The sequence below is a fragment of the Providencia sp. PROV175 genome (assembly GCF_032707045.1).
Taxonomy (GTDB): domain Bacteria; phylum Pseudomonadota; class Gammaproteobacteria; order Enterobacterales; family Enterobacteriaceae; genus Providencia; species Providencia hangzhouensis.
This window is the reverse complement of the sequence record NZ_CP120533.1, coordinates 4,402,978-4,419,704: the sequence shown is the minus strand read 5'-3', so window position 1 is coordinate 4,419,704 and position 16,727 is coordinate 4,402,978. Positions and strand designations below refer to the sequence as shown.

General features: G+C 38.9%; 17 protein-coding genes. 12 read left to right on the top strand and 5 right to left on the bottom strand.

Annotation, left to right across the window (positions count from 1 at the left end):
• Positions 1 to 187 precede the first annotated feature (187 nt).
• The 10 genes from rpmB to mutM all read left to right on the top strand — a co-directional run bounded on the left by rpmB (position 188) and on the right by mutM (position 9,058).
• A complete protein-coding gene (gene rpmB / locus P3L44_RS20290; protein ID WP_004265123.1) occupies positions 188 to 424 on the top strand; it encodes a 50S ribosomal protein L28 in 237 nt (78 codons plus the stop codon).
• Positions 425 to 435: 11 nt separating this feature from the next.
• The gene (gene rpmG / locus P3L44_RS20285) at positions 436 to 603 is read left to right on the top strand and encodes a 50S ribosomal protein L33 (RefSeq protein ID WP_004265124.1); all 168 of its coding nucleotides are present in this window, start codon (positions 436 to 438) and stop codon (positions 601 to 603) included.
• Positions 604 to 801: 198 nt separating this feature from the next.
• The gene (gene rfaQ / locus P3L44_RS20280) at positions 802 to 1,866 is read left to right on the top strand and encodes a lipopolysaccharide core heptosyltransferase RfaQ (protein ID WP_215954295.1); all 1,065 of its coding nucleotides are present in this window, start codon (positions 802 to 804) and stop codon (positions 1,864 to 1,866) included.
• Between the two features lies 1 nt (position 1,867).
• Positions 1,868 to 2,992, top strand: a complete 1,125-nt coding sequence (locus P3L44_RS20275) for a glycosyltransferase family 4 protein (RefSeq protein WP_215954294.1) — start codon at positions 1,868 to 1,870, stop codon at positions 2,990 to 2,992.
• The gene (rfaP, locus tag P3L44_RS20270) at positions 2,985 to 3,782 is read left to right on the top strand and encodes a lipopolysaccharide core heptose(I) kinase RfaP (RefSeq protein ID WP_239354543.1); all 798 of its coding nucleotides are present in this window, start codon (positions 2,985 to 2,987) and stop codon (positions 3,780 to 3,782) included. The genes P3L44_RS20275 and rfaP overlap by 8 nt, the downstream gene beginning before the upstream one ends.
• A 23-nt stretch (positions 3,783 to 3,805) precedes the next feature.
• Complete coding sequence (gene waaO, locus P3L44_RS20265; protein ID WP_239354541.1) at positions 3,806 to 4,819, top strand: lipopolysaccharide 3-alpha-galactosyltransferase; 1,014 nt, start codon at positions 3,806 to 3,808, stop codon at positions 4,817 to 4,819.
• Between the two features lie 232 nt (positions 4,820 to 5,051).
• The gene (gene rfaL / locus P3L44_RS20260; protein WP_410480067.1) at positions 5,052 to 6,071 is read left to right on the top strand and encodes an O-antigen ligase RfaL; all 1,020 of its coding nucleotides are present in this window, start codon (positions 5,052 to 5,054) and stop codon (positions 6,069 to 6,071) included.
• Positions 6,064 to 7,080: a glycosyltransferase family 8 protein gene (locus tag P3L44_RS20255; protein ID WP_239354537.1), complete on the top strand. Its 1,017-nt coding sequence runs from the start codon at positions 6,064 to 6,066 to the stop codon at positions 7,078 to 7,080. The genes rfaL and P3L44_RS20255 overlap by 8 nt, the downstream gene beginning before the upstream one ends.
• Before the next feature lies 1 nt (position 7,081).
• Entirely contained in the window at positions 7,082 to 8,227 is a 1,146-nt protein-coding gene (locus P3L44_RS20250; protein WP_239354535.1) for a glycosyltransferase, read from the top strand.
• A gap of 21 nt (positions 8,228 to 8,248) precedes the next feature.
• Complete coding sequence (mutM, locus tag P3L44_RS20245; RefSeq protein ID WP_140172985.1) at positions 8,249 to 9,058, top strand: bifunctional DNA-formamidopyrimidine glycosylase/DNA-(apurinic or apyrimidinic site) lyase; 810 nt, start codon at positions 8,249 to 8,251, stop codon at positions 9,056 to 9,058.
• Between the two features lie 10 nt (positions 9,059 to 9,068).
• Here the strand turns inward: mutM and coaD are convergent, their stop codons facing one another.
• Positions 9,069 to 9,554, bottom strand: a complete 486-nt coding sequence (coaD, locus tag P3L44_RS20240) for a pantetheine-phosphate adenylyltransferase (protein ID WP_036959128.1) — start codon at positions 9,552 to 9,554, stop codon at positions 9,069 to 9,071.
• Between the two features lie 191 nt (positions 9,555 to 9,745).
• Between coaD and waaA the strand changes: the two genes are divergently transcribed.
• Positions 9,746 to 11,026: a lipid IV(A) 3-deoxy-D-manno-octulosonic acid transferase gene (gene waaA / locus P3L44_RS20235; protein ID WP_004265144.1), complete on the top strand. Its 1,281-nt coding sequence runs from the start codon at positions 9,746 to 9,748 to the stop codon at positions 11,024 to 11,026.
• Between the two features lie 199 nt (positions 11,027 to 11,225).
• Positions 11,226 to 12,686 (top strand): glycosyltransferase family 39 protein, encoded by a 1,461-nt coding sequence (locus P3L44_RS20230; protein ID WP_239354533.1) that lies wholly within the window; start codon positions 11,226 to 11,228, stop codon positions 12,684 to 12,686.
• Between the two features lie 55 nt (positions 12,687 to 12,741).
• Here the strand turns inward: P3L44_RS20230 and P3L44_RS20225 are convergent, their stop codons facing one another.
• The 4 genes from P3L44_RS20225 to rfaD form a co-directional block, all read right to left on the bottom strand.
• The gene (locus tag P3L44_RS20225; RefSeq protein ID WP_140172951.1) at positions 12,742 to 13,602 is read right to left on the bottom strand and encodes a WlaTC/HtrL family glycosyltransferase; all 861 of its coding nucleotides are present in this window, start codon (positions 13,600 to 13,602) and stop codon (positions 12,742 to 12,744) included.
• 94 nt (positions 13,603 to 13,696) lie between these two features.
• The gene (gene rfaC, locus P3L44_RS20220; RefSeq protein WP_239354548.1) at positions 13,697 to 14,659 is read right to left on the bottom strand and encodes a lipopolysaccharide heptosyltransferase RfaC; all 963 of its coding nucleotides are present in this window, start codon (positions 14,657 to 14,659) and stop codon (positions 13,697 to 13,699) included.
• Positions 14,659 to 15,705, bottom strand: a complete 1,047-nt coding sequence (gene rfaF / locus P3L44_RS20215) for an ADP-heptose--LPS heptosyltransferase RfaF (RefSeq protein ID WP_181489016.1) — start codon at positions 15,703 to 15,705, stop codon at positions 14,659 to 14,661. Before rfaF ends, rfaC begins: the two co-directional genes overlap by 1 nt.
• 23 nt (positions 15,706 to 15,728) lie before the next feature.
• Positions 15,729 to 16,667, bottom strand: coding sequence for an ADP-glyceromanno-heptose 6-epimerase (rfaD, locus tag P3L44_RS20210; protein WP_140172953.1), 939 nt, complete (start codon positions 16,665 to 16,667; stop codon positions 15,729 to 15,731).
• Between the last annotated feature and the right edge of the window lie 60 nt (positions 16,668 to 16,727).

The following is a 16,727-nucleotide window of genomic DNA, read 5'->3' as shown; positions in this document are numbered from 1 at the left end:
GGATCTTGGGTTTGGCGAGAAGGGCCTATCTCAGTAAATTTTTACGTTTTAGTAAAGTAAATCTTTATTTAGGTATCAACGGTTTTTTCAGTCAATGAAAGTTTGCTGAGATGGGCTCCTAAGCCTGACGAGGCGGCCATACCCAGAACAAAAAAGCTCGAGCTGATTAGATTTTTGGAGAATAGACATGTCACGAGTCTGCCAAGTTACTGGCAAGCGTCCAATGAGCGGTAACAACCGTTCACACGCATTAAACGCGACCAAACGTCGTTTTTTGCCAAACCTGCACTCTCACCGTTTCTGGGTTGAGTCTGAGAAACGTTTCGTAACACTGCGTGTATCTGCTAAAGGTATGCGTGTTATCGATAAAAAGGGTATTGATGCTGTTCTTGCTGAACTGCGTACCCGTGGTGAGAAGTACTAAGGAGCTAAAAAATGGCTAAAGGTATTCGCGAGAAAATCAAGCTAGTCTCTTCTGAAGGTACAGGTCATTTCTATACCACTACGAAGAACAAGCGCACAATGCCAGAAAAACTGGAACTGAAAAAATTCGATCCAGTTGTTCGTAAGCATGTGATCTACAAAGAAGCAAAAATCAAATAATTTTGCTTTCTGCGTTAAAAACTCAGCTTCGGCTGAGTTTTTTTTTACCTAAAATTTGGGTTGTCGCGGATATGCGCATTCGACGCTATGACCATTATTATGAAAGTAGTAACATAGTAAGTATTCATTGAATTAATAATGATATTTGTTGTCGAATGACTATTGTCTTTTACATATAGACTTGATTAAGAGTGCCTGGTGAAAAAACAGTTTAAAAAAATTCTTGTGATCAAGATGAGGTTTCATGGGGACATGTTGCTGACAACACCCGTTATCAGCTCATTGAAACACCAATATCCTGATGCTGAAATTGATGTTTTGCTTTATCAGGATACAATCCCCATTCTCTCTGAAAATGCTGAAATTAACGCTTTGTACGGCATGGCGGGGAAAAAAAGTAGTGGGCTGAGTAAAGCATGTAATTTTATTAAGCTACTGCTAAAGCTGCGTAAAAATAAATACGATTTAGTTGTTAATCTAGCAGACCAATGGATGGTGAGCGTATTAGTTCGGGCTATTCCTGCTAGCACAAAAATTTCCCATCAGTTTGCCCATCGTGACTCTAAATATTGGCGTGAAAGTTTTACGCATCTGACAGAACCTGAAGGCGAACATGTTGTTCTAAATAACTTATCAGTACTCAAGCCGTTAGAAATAAAAGAACTAAAGACACATTTAACGATGGCTTATTCAGAGCAGGACTGGAAAAATATTGATGAAAAGCTGTTAAGACTGGGTGTTCATAGCAGTTATGTCGTTATTCAACCAACAGCACGCCAAGCTTTTAAGTGTTGGGATAATGAAAAATTTTCAGCCGTCATTGATGCATTGCAATCTCGTGGCTATCAAGTAGTTTTAACTTCGGGGCCGAGCAAAGAGGATTTAGAATGTATCAATGAGATTGCAAATGGCTGCCAAACAAAGCCTGTTACTGAACTTGCAGGGAAAACCTCATTTCCTGAATTAGGCGCATTGATTGCTCATGCCGCTTTATTTATTGGCGTTGATTCTGCACCAATGCACATTGCCGCAGCAGCCAACACACCTATAGTATGCCTTTTCGGTGCGACAAATCATGTTTTCTGGCGACCTTGGAGTGATAATGTAGTTCAATTTTGGGCGGGTGATTATGAAACTATGCCACCGAGAGAAGAGCTAGATCGCGATAAAAAGTATTTATCCATTATTCCAGCTTCTGATGTAATTAAAGCAACAGAGAAAATGTTGCCGATGAATATTCGCTCTATGATGACAAGGTATTAACATGAATCTGGCATTTTGCTTATATAAATACTTTCCGTTTGGTGGGTTACAGCGGGATTTCCTACGTATTGCAACCGAATGCCAGTCACGTGGGCATCACGTACGTGTCTATACCCAATCATGGGATGGTGATAAGCCTAGCGGCTTTGAAATTATTATCGTGCCGGTGACATCAAAAACGAATCATGGGCGAAATGCACAATATTGTGACTGGGTGTTGGCTCATTTAAAACAGCATCCTGCAGAGCGGATAATTGGTTTCAATAAAATGCCAGGGCTGGATGTTTATTATGCCGCTGATGTCTGTTATGCACAAAAAGTCGCTGAAGAAAAAGGGTTTTTGTATAAGCTGACGCCTCGCTATAAACACTATGCTGCATTTGAAAAAGCTGTTTTTGCAGTGGGGAAACCGACACAGCTATTAATGTTAACGCCACATCAAATTAGTCATTTTAAAAAGCATTATGGAACTGAAAATGAGCGTTTTCATATGTTACCTCCCGGTATTGCCCAAGATAGAAAATATGATAAACAAATTGCCGACGCCAAAAGAATTTATCGTGAAAAAAATCAAATACCTGAGTCTGCATTTTTAGTCTTACAGGTGGGTTCCGACTTCAAACGCAAAGGTGTTGACCGGACCATAAAAGCCATTGCGGCATTGCCCGAAGACATTAAGAAAAACACGTTATTGATGGTAGTTGGCCAAGATAAATCGGTGAAATACCAACAGTTAGCGAAAACGCTAGGAATCGGCTCACAAGTCTCTTTCTTTAGTGGACGTAATGATATTGCAGAATTAATGGCTGCAGCCGATATATTAATGCACCCGGCTTATCAAGAAGCTGCTGGTATTGTGTTATTAGAGGCAATTACCGCGGGTTTACCGATTATTGTCACAGAAGTGTGTGGATATGCTTCATTTATTAGCCAAGCCAAATGCGGTATTGTGGTAAATGAGCCCTTTGAGCAAACGGTTCTGAACTTGGCTCTAGAAGATAGTTTAAAAAATCCGGTTCAATTAGCACAATGGGCAAGTAATGCGCGATATTTTGCCGATACAGAAGATTTATATAGTTTACCAGAAAAAGCCGCAGATATTATTTTAGGGGAAGCGAATGATTGAGTTAAAACCCCCTTTTAGTGAATTGTGGAAGAATAAAGATCCATTTATCGAGGCGGATAAGCTACAAGGTGAAGTTTTTCGTGCGTTAGAGACGCGTAAAACGCTACGTTTTGAACTTGAAGGGCGCAGCTATTTTATAAAAATTCATTATGGGACTACACTGAAAGAAGTCCTTAAAAACTTATTATCTTTCCGGTTGCCTGTATTAGGGGCGGATAGAGAGTGGAATGCTATTCATCGACTTACTCAAGTGGGAGTTGATACGATGAATGGCCGAGCTTTCGGGCAAAAAGGGATTAACCCTCTTCGTCGTCACTCCTTTATTATTACTGAAGATTTAACCCCGACGGTGAGTTTGGAAGATTATTGTGCAAATTGGCTAGATAACTCGCCAATGTTTAGCACTAAGCAAATGATTATTCGTCGAGTCGCGCGGATGGTGCGTAAAATGCACGCGGCGGGTATTAACCATCGTGATTGTTATATTTGCCATTTTTTACTGCATTTGCCATTTACGGGAAATGAAGAAGAGTTAAAAATATCGGTGATTGACTTACACCGCGCACAACTCAGAAATTCTGTTCCAACTCGCTGGCGAAATAAAGACTTAATTGGTTTATATTATTCATCATTAAATATTGGACTCACTCAGCGTGATATTTTTCGTTTTATGAAGATCTATTTTGGCTTATCGCTACGAGATATCTTACAACAGGAAGCACCACTGATCTTTAAAGCGGAAAGTAAAGCAGCACAAATTAAAGAGCGTACAATTAGAAAGTCATTGTGAGTCAAGAGAGAAGAGAAATATAAATGTTCTTCAATAAAGAAAATGCGGTTACAGAGCAAATTGATTTATCGTCATCTGATGCGATTGTTAATAATGACAGCTTACATATTTCCTATGGTATTGACCGTAATTTTTTATATGGTTGTGGGATCTCGATGGCTTCTTTATTAAAAACAAATCCTGATATCTCTTTTTCATTTCATGTATTTACTGATTACTTTGATGACCAGCAAAGTCAATTATTTAAACGGCTTGCCGAGCAATATAAGACGAGTATTAAAGTTTATTTAGTTGATTGTGAACAGCTTAAATCGCTTCCAAGTACCAAAAATTGGTCATATGCAACTTATTTTAGGTTTATTATTGCGGATTACTTTTCAAATCAGCTAGATAGAATGATCTATATGGATGCAGATATTATGTGCCAAGGGACGCTGCAACCATTGTTAAATATTCAATTTAAAGATAATGAAATCGCTGCTGTTGTGCCTGAAAGGGATCGCAATTGGTGGCAAAAAAGAGCAGATGCTTTAGGCGTCCCGGGTATTGCTTCGGGGTATTTTAATGCAGGGTTTTTAGTTTTAAATTTAGTGAATTGGTCAAAATTTGATATCTCAACGAAAGCAATGGATTTACTTTCCCAAGATACTGTGAAAGCAAAATTATCCTATTTAGACCAAGACATTTTAAATATGCTATTAACAGGAAAAGTTATTTACCTTGATAGCAAGTACAACACTCAATACAGCATTAATTATGAGCTGCAAAAAGGTAAAAAAGAGAACCCAATAACGTCTGAAACTGTATTGATTCATTATATTGGCCCAACTAAGCCTTGGCATGAGTGGGCTAATTACCCAACAGCTCAGCCCTTTATTAATGCAAAAAATGCATCACCTTGGAAAGACATTCCGTTACTGAAGGCTAACAGCAGTAATCATTTGCGCTATTGTGCTAAACATATGTTTAATCAGGGAAAAATTCTCTCTGGTATAAAAAATAATCTTCAGTATTTTTTGGTTAAATTAAGTAAATAATAATTGGGCAAGTTATGTCTTTTTTAGATAGAAATGAAAGTATTCTCTCAAAGTATAACAAAGCTTTGGTGCTAATCTTTGTTGTTCTTTTTTTTGTGGAAAATGTAACCAGATATAAGCATATTCTGTTCTATTTGATGATAGCCACATCTTTGGTTTATCTGTCTTTAGATACAAAAAAAGTGCTAAAAAGATTAAATAATAAACTTTTATATTTAGTTGTTGTTTTTCTATTTTTCTTTATATATCAGTATCTTATTCAAACATATTAAGTGTATCTATTAAAACTATTAACAATAATTTATTGAATTATGGAATACTAAGTTTATCACTTTTATTGCCAATTATTTTATATAGAGAAAGCCTAAAAGAGATTTCAAAACTATTATTAACGAGTTTTACTGTATCGTTAGCCTTAGTTTTACTTGTTGAGTTATGCCGCTACTATATAGCCTATCAGCAGGGTATTTTACCGTTTACTACTTATGATTTTAGGCATGTTTCGGATGCGTTAGTTTTCTTCTTTCCAATACTTCCTATTCTTTGGTATTTATTGCCTAAATCTAAACTTATTTATTTCTATATTTTAAGTATTGTATTTCTGTTTGTTTTACTTGGAACGTTAGCTCGAGGGGCATGGGTTGCAGTCGCAGTCGCGGGGTTATTATTTTTGTGTTTTAAACGTCCTTGGAAGCTAATTGGGGTTGTATTATGCCTTTCGGTAATTTCACTTATTTCAATTAAACTAATTTATCCCGATACAAGTAAAAAACTGTTTTATAAGCTAGAGCAGACAGATAGCACTCACCGTTATACTAATGGAACCCAAGGAACCGCTTTTGAGCTTATACTGGAAAATCCAGTTATCGGTTATGGTTTTGGCGATAAAATCTATCATGAAAAGTACAATAGTGTTGTAAAAAATCATCCGGAATGGACATTTAAGCGATCTATTGGGCCCCATAATATTTGGCTTTATATTTGGTTTGGTGCGGGTATTGCAGGGTTAGCGATATTTAGTGCGGTATTTTTGTCAATGTGCTATTCCTCAATGCAAGGGATAAAAAATAGGTCTGATGAACCGGAAATTTACTTTGCTTTCATTGCATTGCTGTTAAGCCTTATTAGTTTTTATCTCGTTCGTGGGATGTTTGAACAAGTGGACCTTAAGCCTTTAGGTATTCTTTTAGGTTTTTTAATCGCCATGATGGGACATAGTTCAACTAAGCAGAAAAGAGTGTGCCATGAATAACCTGATAACAAATAAATACCTACTAAATGAGGGGGCTAATACGAGTAATTCCTCATTACCATGTCTTGATGTTATTTATGGTTCGGATGAAAACTATCAGTTTGGTGCTGGTGTTTCAGCGGTCTCTTTACTTATTAATAACCCAAATACGCTCTTCAGATTTCATTATTTTTTAGATAAAGTCAGCCCTAGCTTTTTAGAGAAATTGAAGGTTATTTCTCATCAGTTTCCAGCTGAATTTCATGTTTATGAATTGGATAATCAATTATTAAAAACATTGCCGGCTTCTGATGTTTGGTCCTCAGCGATGTATTTTCGGTTAGTTGCTTTAGATTATCTTTCGAAAGATTATGATGTTGCCTTATATTTAGATGCAGATGTTATCTGTGATGGTCAATTAGATTTGGCAGCCAATTTAATTGAAGACAAAGTTTGTGGTGTTATTGCTGATGACATCGGAGTAAGAACAAAAAGTGAGACACGGCTTCACACTCCAAAGTTAGCTGAGACCTATTTTAACTCGGGTGTTATGTTTGTGAACTTAAAAAAATGGCACGAAAAACGAGTTACTCAGCAATGTTTCGAATTGTTATCTGCAGAAAATGCGAAACAACGGTTTAAGTACCCAGATCAAGATGTGTTAAACCTTATTTTAAGGAATGACCTGCTATTACTTAATCAGAAATTTAATACGGTTTATACACTAAAAAATGAACTGTATGACCGAACTCATCAAAAATATCAAACCATTATTACACCTGAAACAGTTTTAATTCATTACACGGGGGTGAGTAAGCCTTGGCACACATGGGCGAACTATCCTTCTTCTCAGCCTTTTTATAAAGCATTAGCACAATCACCTTGGACAAAGGATGATTTAAAACATGCCACTAAATTTGTTGAAAGGAAAAAAGAATATAAGCACCTATTAAAGCGAGGTGCGTATTTATCAGGTATTTTGTCAGGTATTTATTACTTGTTTGAAAAATATACAAAAAAAAGAAAATAATATGATGATTAATAAAATTGTCTTAACAGTTTCTCCTATATTTTCTATACCGCCTAAAAGTGCGGCAGCAATTGAATCGTGGATGTACAATGTCGCTAAACGATTAGACATTGAAAACCGAATCGTTTGTATACAAAATGATGGATATAGTGCTCACTCTGTTGTTAATGAGCATTGTGAAATTGAGCGCATTAAGTTTGGGAAAGTGTATACAAGGCTATTTAAGAAATGGACAAGATTAGACCCATATTCTTATGCAGATAGAATTGTCAAAATTAAACACCAATTTTCGCCAAATCCGAGTGAAAGCGTTATTTTTGTTCACAATCATATTAAATCCTTCAAAAAAATAATTAAGAAAGAAGGGCATAATAACGTTGTGTTACACATGCATAATTTGTACGAGCCTAAAGATGTTCCTGAAGACATAAAAATCATTGTACCAAGCCACTTTATGAAAAATTGGTACAGGGAACGTTTACCAAATGCGTTTATTGAAGTGGTGCGTAACGGGTTCGATGGTGAAATTTATGCTCAATCACCTGAGGTCAAGCGTGAGGATTTTGGGCTAACAGTAGAAGATAAAATAGTTTTATTTGTCGGGAGAGCAGCCAAAGGCAAAGGACTACTTGAATTAATGCAAGCATGCCAAATTTTCTTTAAAGGAGATCCTAGCTATAAACTTGTCATTGTGGGAGATCTAAATACCGCATCAAAAGGTGAGTTGGCGCAATATCAAAACGAAGTAAAAAATTTTGCAAAAATTTTGGGTGAGCAGTGTATTTGTTTAGGTGAGGTTCATCCTGAAAAAATTCGACACTATTATGCTCTCGGGGATATTATTGTGGTTCCTTCTATTGAGCCAGAATCATTTTGTATGGTTGCACTTGAAGCAATGGCTTCTGCTCGTCCTGTGATAGCAAGCCAGCGAGGAGCAATGGTAGAGTTTATTTCCCATAATGAAACGGGGTTTATTTTCAGGGAGCCACTTTCGCCTTTGAGTATGGCGGAGGATATTACTAGCGCGTTAAATCACCCAAATAGTCGAGAAATAGCTTACCATGCTAAAAAACATGCTTATGATAATTTCACTTGGGAAATTGTCAAAGATGAGCTCATGAGGGTAATTGCGAAATGGTATCCCTAAGCGAGAAATGCGAGTTTATATATGCCAGAATTACCAGAAGTTGAAACCAGTCGCCGTGGGATAGAGCCACATTTAGTCGGTAATACAATCTCTTACGCCATTGTACGTAACGGTCGTTTACGTTGGCCAGTTAGTGAACAAATTAAAAGTTTATCAGATGAAGCGGTTTTGAGTGTTCAACGTCGCGCTAAGTATTTGCTGATTGAGCTACAAAAAGGCTGGATTATTGTTCACTTGGGAATGTCTGGTAGTGTGCGTATTTTGACCGAAGAATTACCTGAAGAAAAACATGACCATGTAGATTTAGTTATGCGAGATGGCAAAGTGCTGCGCTATACGGACCCTCGTCGTTTTGGCGCATGGCTCTGGTGTGATGATTTAGAAAACAGTTCGGTACTTGCACACTTAGGACCTGAGCCATTATCAGATGCCTTTAATCCCCAATATCTTTATGAATTAGCGCAAAAGAAAAAAGTGGCCGTTAAACCGTGGTTAATGGATAACAAAGTGGTTGTTGGTGTGGGTAATATTTATGCCAATGAAGCATTATTTGCGACGAAAATATCACCTGAAAAAATCACTAATACATTAACACTGGCTGAAATTACTGAACTCGTGCAACAGATCAAAAAGGTGTTACAACGCTCCATTGAGCAAGGCGGCACGACACTAAAAGATTTTTTACAGTCGGATGGTAAGCCGGGTTACTTTGCCCAAGAATTGTTTGTCTATGGGAAAAAGGGGGAACCCTGCTCAATGTGTGGTACGCCAATAGAAAGCATTAAACAGGGGCAACGCAGTACTTTCTTTTGTCCGCAGTGTCAAAAATAGTGCGCTTTTACTATTTTTTATTGAGTTTCTTTAACATTGCCTCAGCAACCACTGGGGGTAGGAAAGACGAAATATCACCATCGTGAAGGGCAACATCTTTGATTAAAGAAGAAGAAACAAAGGACAAACTTTGCGATGGTAATAAAAATACGGTTTCCAAGTCAGGAACAAAATGGCGGTTCATATTCGCTAATTGCCACTCATATTCGAAATCAGCCACAGAACGAACGCCACGAATAAGAATATTAGCGCCATTTTTTTGTGCAAAATTAGCCATCAATTCAGAAAACCCAACAACTTCAACATTATCAAGGTGAGAAGTTACTTCTTTAGCAAGGGCAACGCGCTCATCAAGGGAAAACATCGGGTTTTTTCGTTGGCTATTTGCAATAGCCAACAAGACATGGTCAAACATTGCTGCTGCTCGGGTAACAATATCAACATGTCCTGATGTCACAGGGTCAAACGTACCAGGGTAAATAGCCTTATGTTTCATGGCGATAGTATCTCGTTGTTTGTATTTTCTATTCGAAAAAATAGCATGAATAAGCGTTAACATTATCGGCTATCTAGCATGGTTGCAACTGTAGATAAGATTTTACTGCTATTTTTAGGTGCATATTCTGCACACTTTTATCTGAGCTTTATGGTAAGATAGCGCCAATTTTGGTAAGTGAATCAGATCGAATGTTATTGCTGCGTTTATATCAGGTACTTCTTTATCTTATCCAGCCATTTATATGGGTTCGCCTATTGCTGCGCAGCCGTAAAGCGCCTGCGTATCGTAAACGTTGGGGCGAACGTTACGGCTTTTGTGCAGGAAAAGTAAAACCTCAAGGCATTTTATTACATTCAGTTTCTGTCGGGGAAACCCTCGCAGCGGTTCCATTAGTCCGTGCACTTCGCCATCACTATCCGTCTTTGCCAATTACAGTAACAACAATGACGCCAACTGGCTCAGAGCGTGTTCTTTCTGCGTTTGGTGATGATGTCGACCACGTCTATTTACCTTATGACCTCCCTGGTTCAATGCGCCGTTTCCTGAAACAAGTCGACCCAAAACTTGTGATCATTATGGAAACTGAATTATGGCCAAACATGATTAACCAATTGTATAAACGTAAAATTCCATTGGTTATTGCGAATGCGAGACTTTCTGAGCGCTCTGCTGCTGGGTATCAAAAGCTCGGTAGCTTTGTGAAACGTATGCTGCGTAATGTCACTATGGTCGCAGCACAACATCAGGAAGATGGTGAACGTTTCGTTCAATTAGGGTTGCGGCGGATGCAATTGAGTGTAACAGGGAGCCTGAAGTTTGATATCTCTGTAACGCCTGAATTAGCTGTCAGGGCAATAACTTTACGCCGCCAATGGGCAGCACATCGCCCAGTTTGGATAGCGACCAGCACTCATGAGGGTGAGGAAGCCATTGTTTTAGAAACACATCAACAGTTATTAAAACGATTTCCTGATCTATTATTAATTTTAGTACCGCGTCACCCTGAACGCTTTGCAAAAGCGGAAGAACTAACTCAAAAAGCTGGTTTAACGTTTATTCGTCGTAGTGCCAATACGATCCCTACTGCAGATGTCCAAGTGGTGATTGGCGATACCATGGGCGAATTGATGTTGCTATATGGAATTGCGGATATTGCCTTTGTTGGGGGAAGCTTGGTAGAGACTGGGGGGCATAACCCGCTCGAAGCGGCAGCCCATGCGCTACCCGTATTAATGGGGCCTCACACATTTAATTTTAAAGATATTTGCGGAAAACTGACTCAAGCAGATGGCTTAATTACGGTGACAGATAGTGAATCGATGGCTCAAGCCGTGACGAGTTTGCTTTCTGATGAAGATTACCGGTTATATTATGGACGTCATGCCGCCGAAGTTCTTCATGAGAACCAAGGTGCCCTTCAAAGATTATTAAAACTATTGCAACCCTATTTGCCTCCGCGAGAGCAATAATGCCAAGTAATGTCTTTTTTTGAATATTAACTTGAACATTACAACAATAGATTGTGAATATTTTCTGGCACATCCTAGTATTGCATTTAAACTATAGTACACTGCCTCGTTTATTATAGAGTCATTCGATTTGGTTTATTACTATTAGAGTAGTATCCAAATGGAATGTTGGAACTTTTGCTTATCTTTCTAAGACTATATGCCAGCCATTAATCAATCAATTTCAAATAAATATGTTTATGTATGGGTCATAAGCTATGCCATAACTTGGATCTTAGCGAGTTTTTATTTCGACCCAACCGTACCTTATGACACAGTAGAAGCGGTAAATTGGGGGATGAACGGGGAGTGGGGATCACCTAAAAACCCATGGTTTGTTGGCGTTATGATGTGGCCGGCAATTTATCTTGATATCTCCTATAGTTTTTATTGGTACTTTAGCCACTTTGCGGGTATCGCATTCGGTTTACTTGGTGTGTGGAAACTAGCCTTCCGTTTAACTGGGCGCCGCGACCTCGCTTGGTTTGCAATGCTAATGTTGAATTTATCAGGTGTTATTAATTTCGATATCATTCCTTATAATGATAACTATATTTTAGTGACATTATGGCCTTGGGTTATTTATTTCTTTTTACGTGCTGTTGATGATAATCCTGCATGGTGGTTGCCGTTTGCTTTATTTTCAGCTCTTGCAACGATGGGGAAATATTCAACGTTAGCATTAGTTGGGTCTGTTTTCTTATTAACCCTATTTGTGAAACAGGTTCGCCAAAGCTATCGTCAACCTGTTTTTTACCTTGCGATCGCTTTGTGGTTTGCTTTGGTATTACCAAATTTCTTTTGGTTGATGGCAACGGACTTTTCGGCTTTCAAATGGGTGGACTCACAAATCGACCCTGGGTTTAATCTTCATACCACACAAGCAGCACTTAGCGTGTTTTATCCGTTAGTCATTGCTGCGATTATTGTTTATTGCAGTGGTGGAAAGTTAGGATGGCCGAAAGCATTACCTAATCGTTTGGCTAACTTTATTCTTCTTTTTCCACTGGTGGTGATCTATGGCTGGTTCTCTTTCCACGATGGTGGTCGAATAACTGAATGGTTGCAGCCATTTATGGCTATTAGTGCGCCTTTATTTGTTGGCTCAATAACCGTGATGCCAAGAAAACCGTTTAAGAAGTCATTGGTTGGTTTTGCCATTTTTGGTGTTTTAGTGGTGGTTGGTTATATCACGGTTCAGGCTGCGAATATCCGTGGAGCAGGGCAAAAATTTATTGGTGTAAAAACCTTGATAGCAGACGGTGAGCAACGTTGGTATCAGCGTTATGGTACGCCAGTAAAATATGTTGGCGGAGAAGATAATCAATATCAATGGTTTATTATTTATGGTAAGGACAGGCCACATGTGATCCAGCCATGGTCAATGGAAAAACATATGCCGCCAAATGTGTACAACCGTGATATTACAGAAGCTGAAATTCGCCAACATGGGGCGTTATTGCTGGGCAAGAAATATGATGATTGCGCCCATGAAAACTTCGCTAAGGTTCGTAAGTTCTGGCCACAGTTTACGATAGAAAAAGAGGATGTGATTTATCGTTCTGAACCAGATGCAGAACCTGAAACTATGTGCTTTGGGTTTATTGCGCCAGAGAAGTAATTTCTAGTTGAGAATAGAGCCTTTTTAAAGGCCTATTCTTACATATTAGACATATTTACCGAATTAATTTTAACGATATAGCCAAACGTATAAAACGGTTGTATTTTGAACCATGGTTGAATAATCTAAATACATCACGCCATTTCATATACCCTAAGTAATTTAATTGGAAAATGTCTGGGTATTTACTAGCGCAGGTTAAGAATATACCTTGGTCATCATCAACAATGCCTGAAGATAAAAATTCTTTTTGAGTTTCAAATACAGTTTTATAAAACTCTGGCCATTTTTCTTTACTGGCCACTAATACACCACCAATTATATGTGGATTATTATTTAGAATAGTTTCTAATATTGCATTTTTATCTGTTAGAGCTAGTGTATTTTGTATAGAAAACAAATGGATCTTATTAGGATTAAAAGAATGATGCCACTCAGTTATACCATAAATACTTCCATTGTTTCGTATATATCCAAAGTCTACCCATGCCGCGAATTCACTATCAACAAGGTCTAGATCAATCGCTTTTTTGACAAAAAAAGGTTTTAGGTTATTAATCAAAACATACTGTGGCGACCAGTATTCAGGTGCACGTAGTAATTTAGGCTTAATTAGTTTTTTAAATTCATCGCTATTTTGAATTTGTGCAATTTTTTTTAGAATAAACTTAAATTTTTTATCAAGATTAATTGTGATTATATGAGTTACTTTACCTTTTCTCATGGAGAGAATTTCTTCTTGTAAATCTGAAGTTGTAAAGATAATCATATCGTTATCAAGTTTTGCTAACCTATTAAAATATTTAAAGTAAGTTTCATTTGTACATTCTAGTGAATTTGGGCGACCATTTTTTCTATTCCAATTTCCTCTACCGATGTCAAAAAATGCCGTTATGATTGTAATTGAATTATTCATTATAATTAATGTCTGGTATTGGGTAGACGAAAAATGTTGCCTACGTAAATGATGTGGTAAAAGATTAAAAAGTTTGAGTAGCTAAGATACCTTTCTATAGAAAATGTTTCAACTGTTCATAAGTGTATGTAGCACTTATATCCTCGATATGGTTACTCGGAGATTTAATCGTATGCTGCCCTTGCCCATATCCCCCAATCAAACCGGGGTCAGTGGGGCCAAACAGGGTAAAATTAGGTTTATCAAGTGCCGCGGTTAAATGGCTAAGTCCAGTATCGACAGAAACGACGGCTTTAGCATTAGCAATTTGTTGTGCGACTTCCGCTAAGGTAAGTTTAGGTAAGACCTCAACAAAGTCAAAGCCTTTTGCTAATCGTTCTGCACGTTGCTGCTCATGAGGTGCTCCCCACGGTAGTTTGATTTTGATGCCACTTTCAGCCATCAGTCCAATGAGCTCTCGCCAATTTTCTTCAGGCCAGTGTTTATCATCACGGGTAGTTGAGTGCAGGAAAATGACATAAGGGCTTTGATGCTCTTCTTTTGACTGTAAAAAGTGGCGAGCAATTGCGTAATCGCCTTGCTGTGTTGGGCAGGTATAACCAAGGCTTTTGGCAAATAACTGGCGAATACGTTCAACGGCATGTTGTTGCTTACTGACAGCATAACAATGGTCATAAAAGAAGCTGGCTAATGGCTCGCGAATACTATGGCGATCATAACCATGTTTATCGCCATGAGCTAAGCGGGTGACAAGAAAAGCGCTCTTTAATAACCCTTGCGCATCAATAATCGCGTCATAATGTGTTGCTTGTAATTTCTTGCGAAACTCTGCACGTTCGGCTCTGATCGGGGCAGAAAACCAATTTTTTCGCCAGCGGCGAATGGCCACAGGGATCACTTGGTTAACGGCACTGTGCCATGTTGGGATTTGCGCGAAGCCTTCCTCAACGACCCAATCGAATTGAATATCGGGTATAGCTTGTTGTGCATCGGTCAGTGCAGGTAATGAGTGTAAAACATCCCCCATTGAAGATGTTTTGACTAATAATACTCTCATCATTCAATACCTATATTTAACCGAGCTAATGCATCGATAACTAATTGGGGTTGGATATCAATCAAACTTTGGTGATAACCACTTTCACCATCCCCTTTACGCACTTTGTGATACCCGGTAATTAAGCGGATCACTTCTGCTTTATCTGATAATGGCGGGGTGAAATCAGGGCTACTTGGGCCATATAAAGCGACAAGCGGTTTACCGAGTGCTGCTGCGACATGCATCAAACCCGAATCATTACTGACAACTGCATGGCAGGCATCGATTAGATTAACGGCTTGTTCTAACGATGTTTTCCCTGAAAAATTGTGGCAATGCAATTTAGCATCATCGGTCAGCTCTAAACGAATAGCTTCACCGGCTTCATGGTCTTTTTGCGAACCAAATAGTAGCACCTGATAGCCTTTTTGGCTAATCAGTGTTTGAGCAAGAGAAGCGTAGTGGTAGTGAGGCCAGCGCTTGGCGGGGCCGAACTCTGCCCCTGGGCAAAAACCAATAATAGGGCGAGAACCATCAACCCCAAAGGTTTGCAGGGTTTCAGTGACTTCTTGCGGCACCGTAACTAGTTTAGGCGGTAAAATGGGGGTCGGAATATCGGAAGCTGATTGAATAGCTTGCTTATCATAAGCAAGCGCAACGTATCGTTGCACCATTAAAGGAAACGCTTCTTTATTTAATGGGCGAATATCATTGAGTAGGCCATAGCGCATTTCGCCACGCCACCCCGTTCTTTTGGGGATCTTTGCAAAGAAGGGCACAAGTGCAGATTTTAATGAGTTTGGTAACACAATCGCTTGATCATAGCCATTTACCTGCAAACTTTTACCTAATCGACGACGTTCACCAATTTCCAGTGCGCCATGCCCGAGAGGCATAGGAATGGCTTCGCTAACTTCAGGCATTTTGGCGAGTAAAGGACGGCACCATTGTGGCGCCATCACGTCAATCTGTGCATGGGGATGTAAAGCCTTGATCGTGCGATAAAGGCTTTGTGACATCATCATATCCCCTACCCATGAAGGGCCGATCACCAATATTTTCATAAATGATTTTTCAGAAATAAGCGTTACGCGTCTTTATTGAGCAAATGCATATATTCGGTGACACCTTCTGCAACCGTTTTAAAGGGGGCAGTATAGCCGGCGGCACGTAGCTTAGTGAGGTCAGCTTGTGTGAAGCTTTGGTAGCGACCTTTTAATTTTTCAGGGAATTCAATGTATTCGATGGCCACATTTTTATCTTTGTGGAATTCAGTAACAGCATCAGCAACAGCTTGGAAAGATTCCGCACGTCCTGTACCACAGTTAAAAATACCGGAAACATTATTTTCCCAGAACCATAAATTGACCGCAGCCACATCACCTACATAAATAAAGTCACGACGGAAAGTATCGCTACCTTCGAACAGTTTTGGGTTTTGCCCTTCATTAATTTGTTTATTTAAATGATAAGCAACGCTTGCCATGCTGCCTTTATGGTCTTCATTTGGCCCATAGACGTTGAAATAGCGGAAACCACAGACTTGTGAGTTAGCTTCTGGCAGGATTTCACGCACATATTGGTCAAATTGGAATTTTGAATAGCCATAGACATTTAATGGTTTTTCAAATTGACGCTCTTCAATAAAGTTATCGCTACGGCCACCATAGGTTGCAGCGGAAGAAGCATACAAGAATGGGATTTCGCGATCTAAACAATAGTGTAGTAACTCTTTCGAATACTGATAGTTATTGTCCATCATATATTTGCCATCCCACTCCGTGGTTGACGAGCAAGCGCCTTCATGGAATACCGCATCGACATCACCGAAATCATCACCCGCAATGATGCTGCCAATAAAATCTTCTTTATCTGCATAATCCGCAATATCAAGGTCAACAAGGTTAGCGAATTTAGTGCCGTCTTTCAGATTATCAACGACTAAGATATCTGTACGGCCGATTGCGTTTAGGGCTTTAATAATATTGCTGCCAATAAAACCAGCTCCACCAGTGACTATGATCATTGGGTATACCTCAAATGGGTTAAGAAAATAGAATCGTAATTGGTGACTATAATAACATCT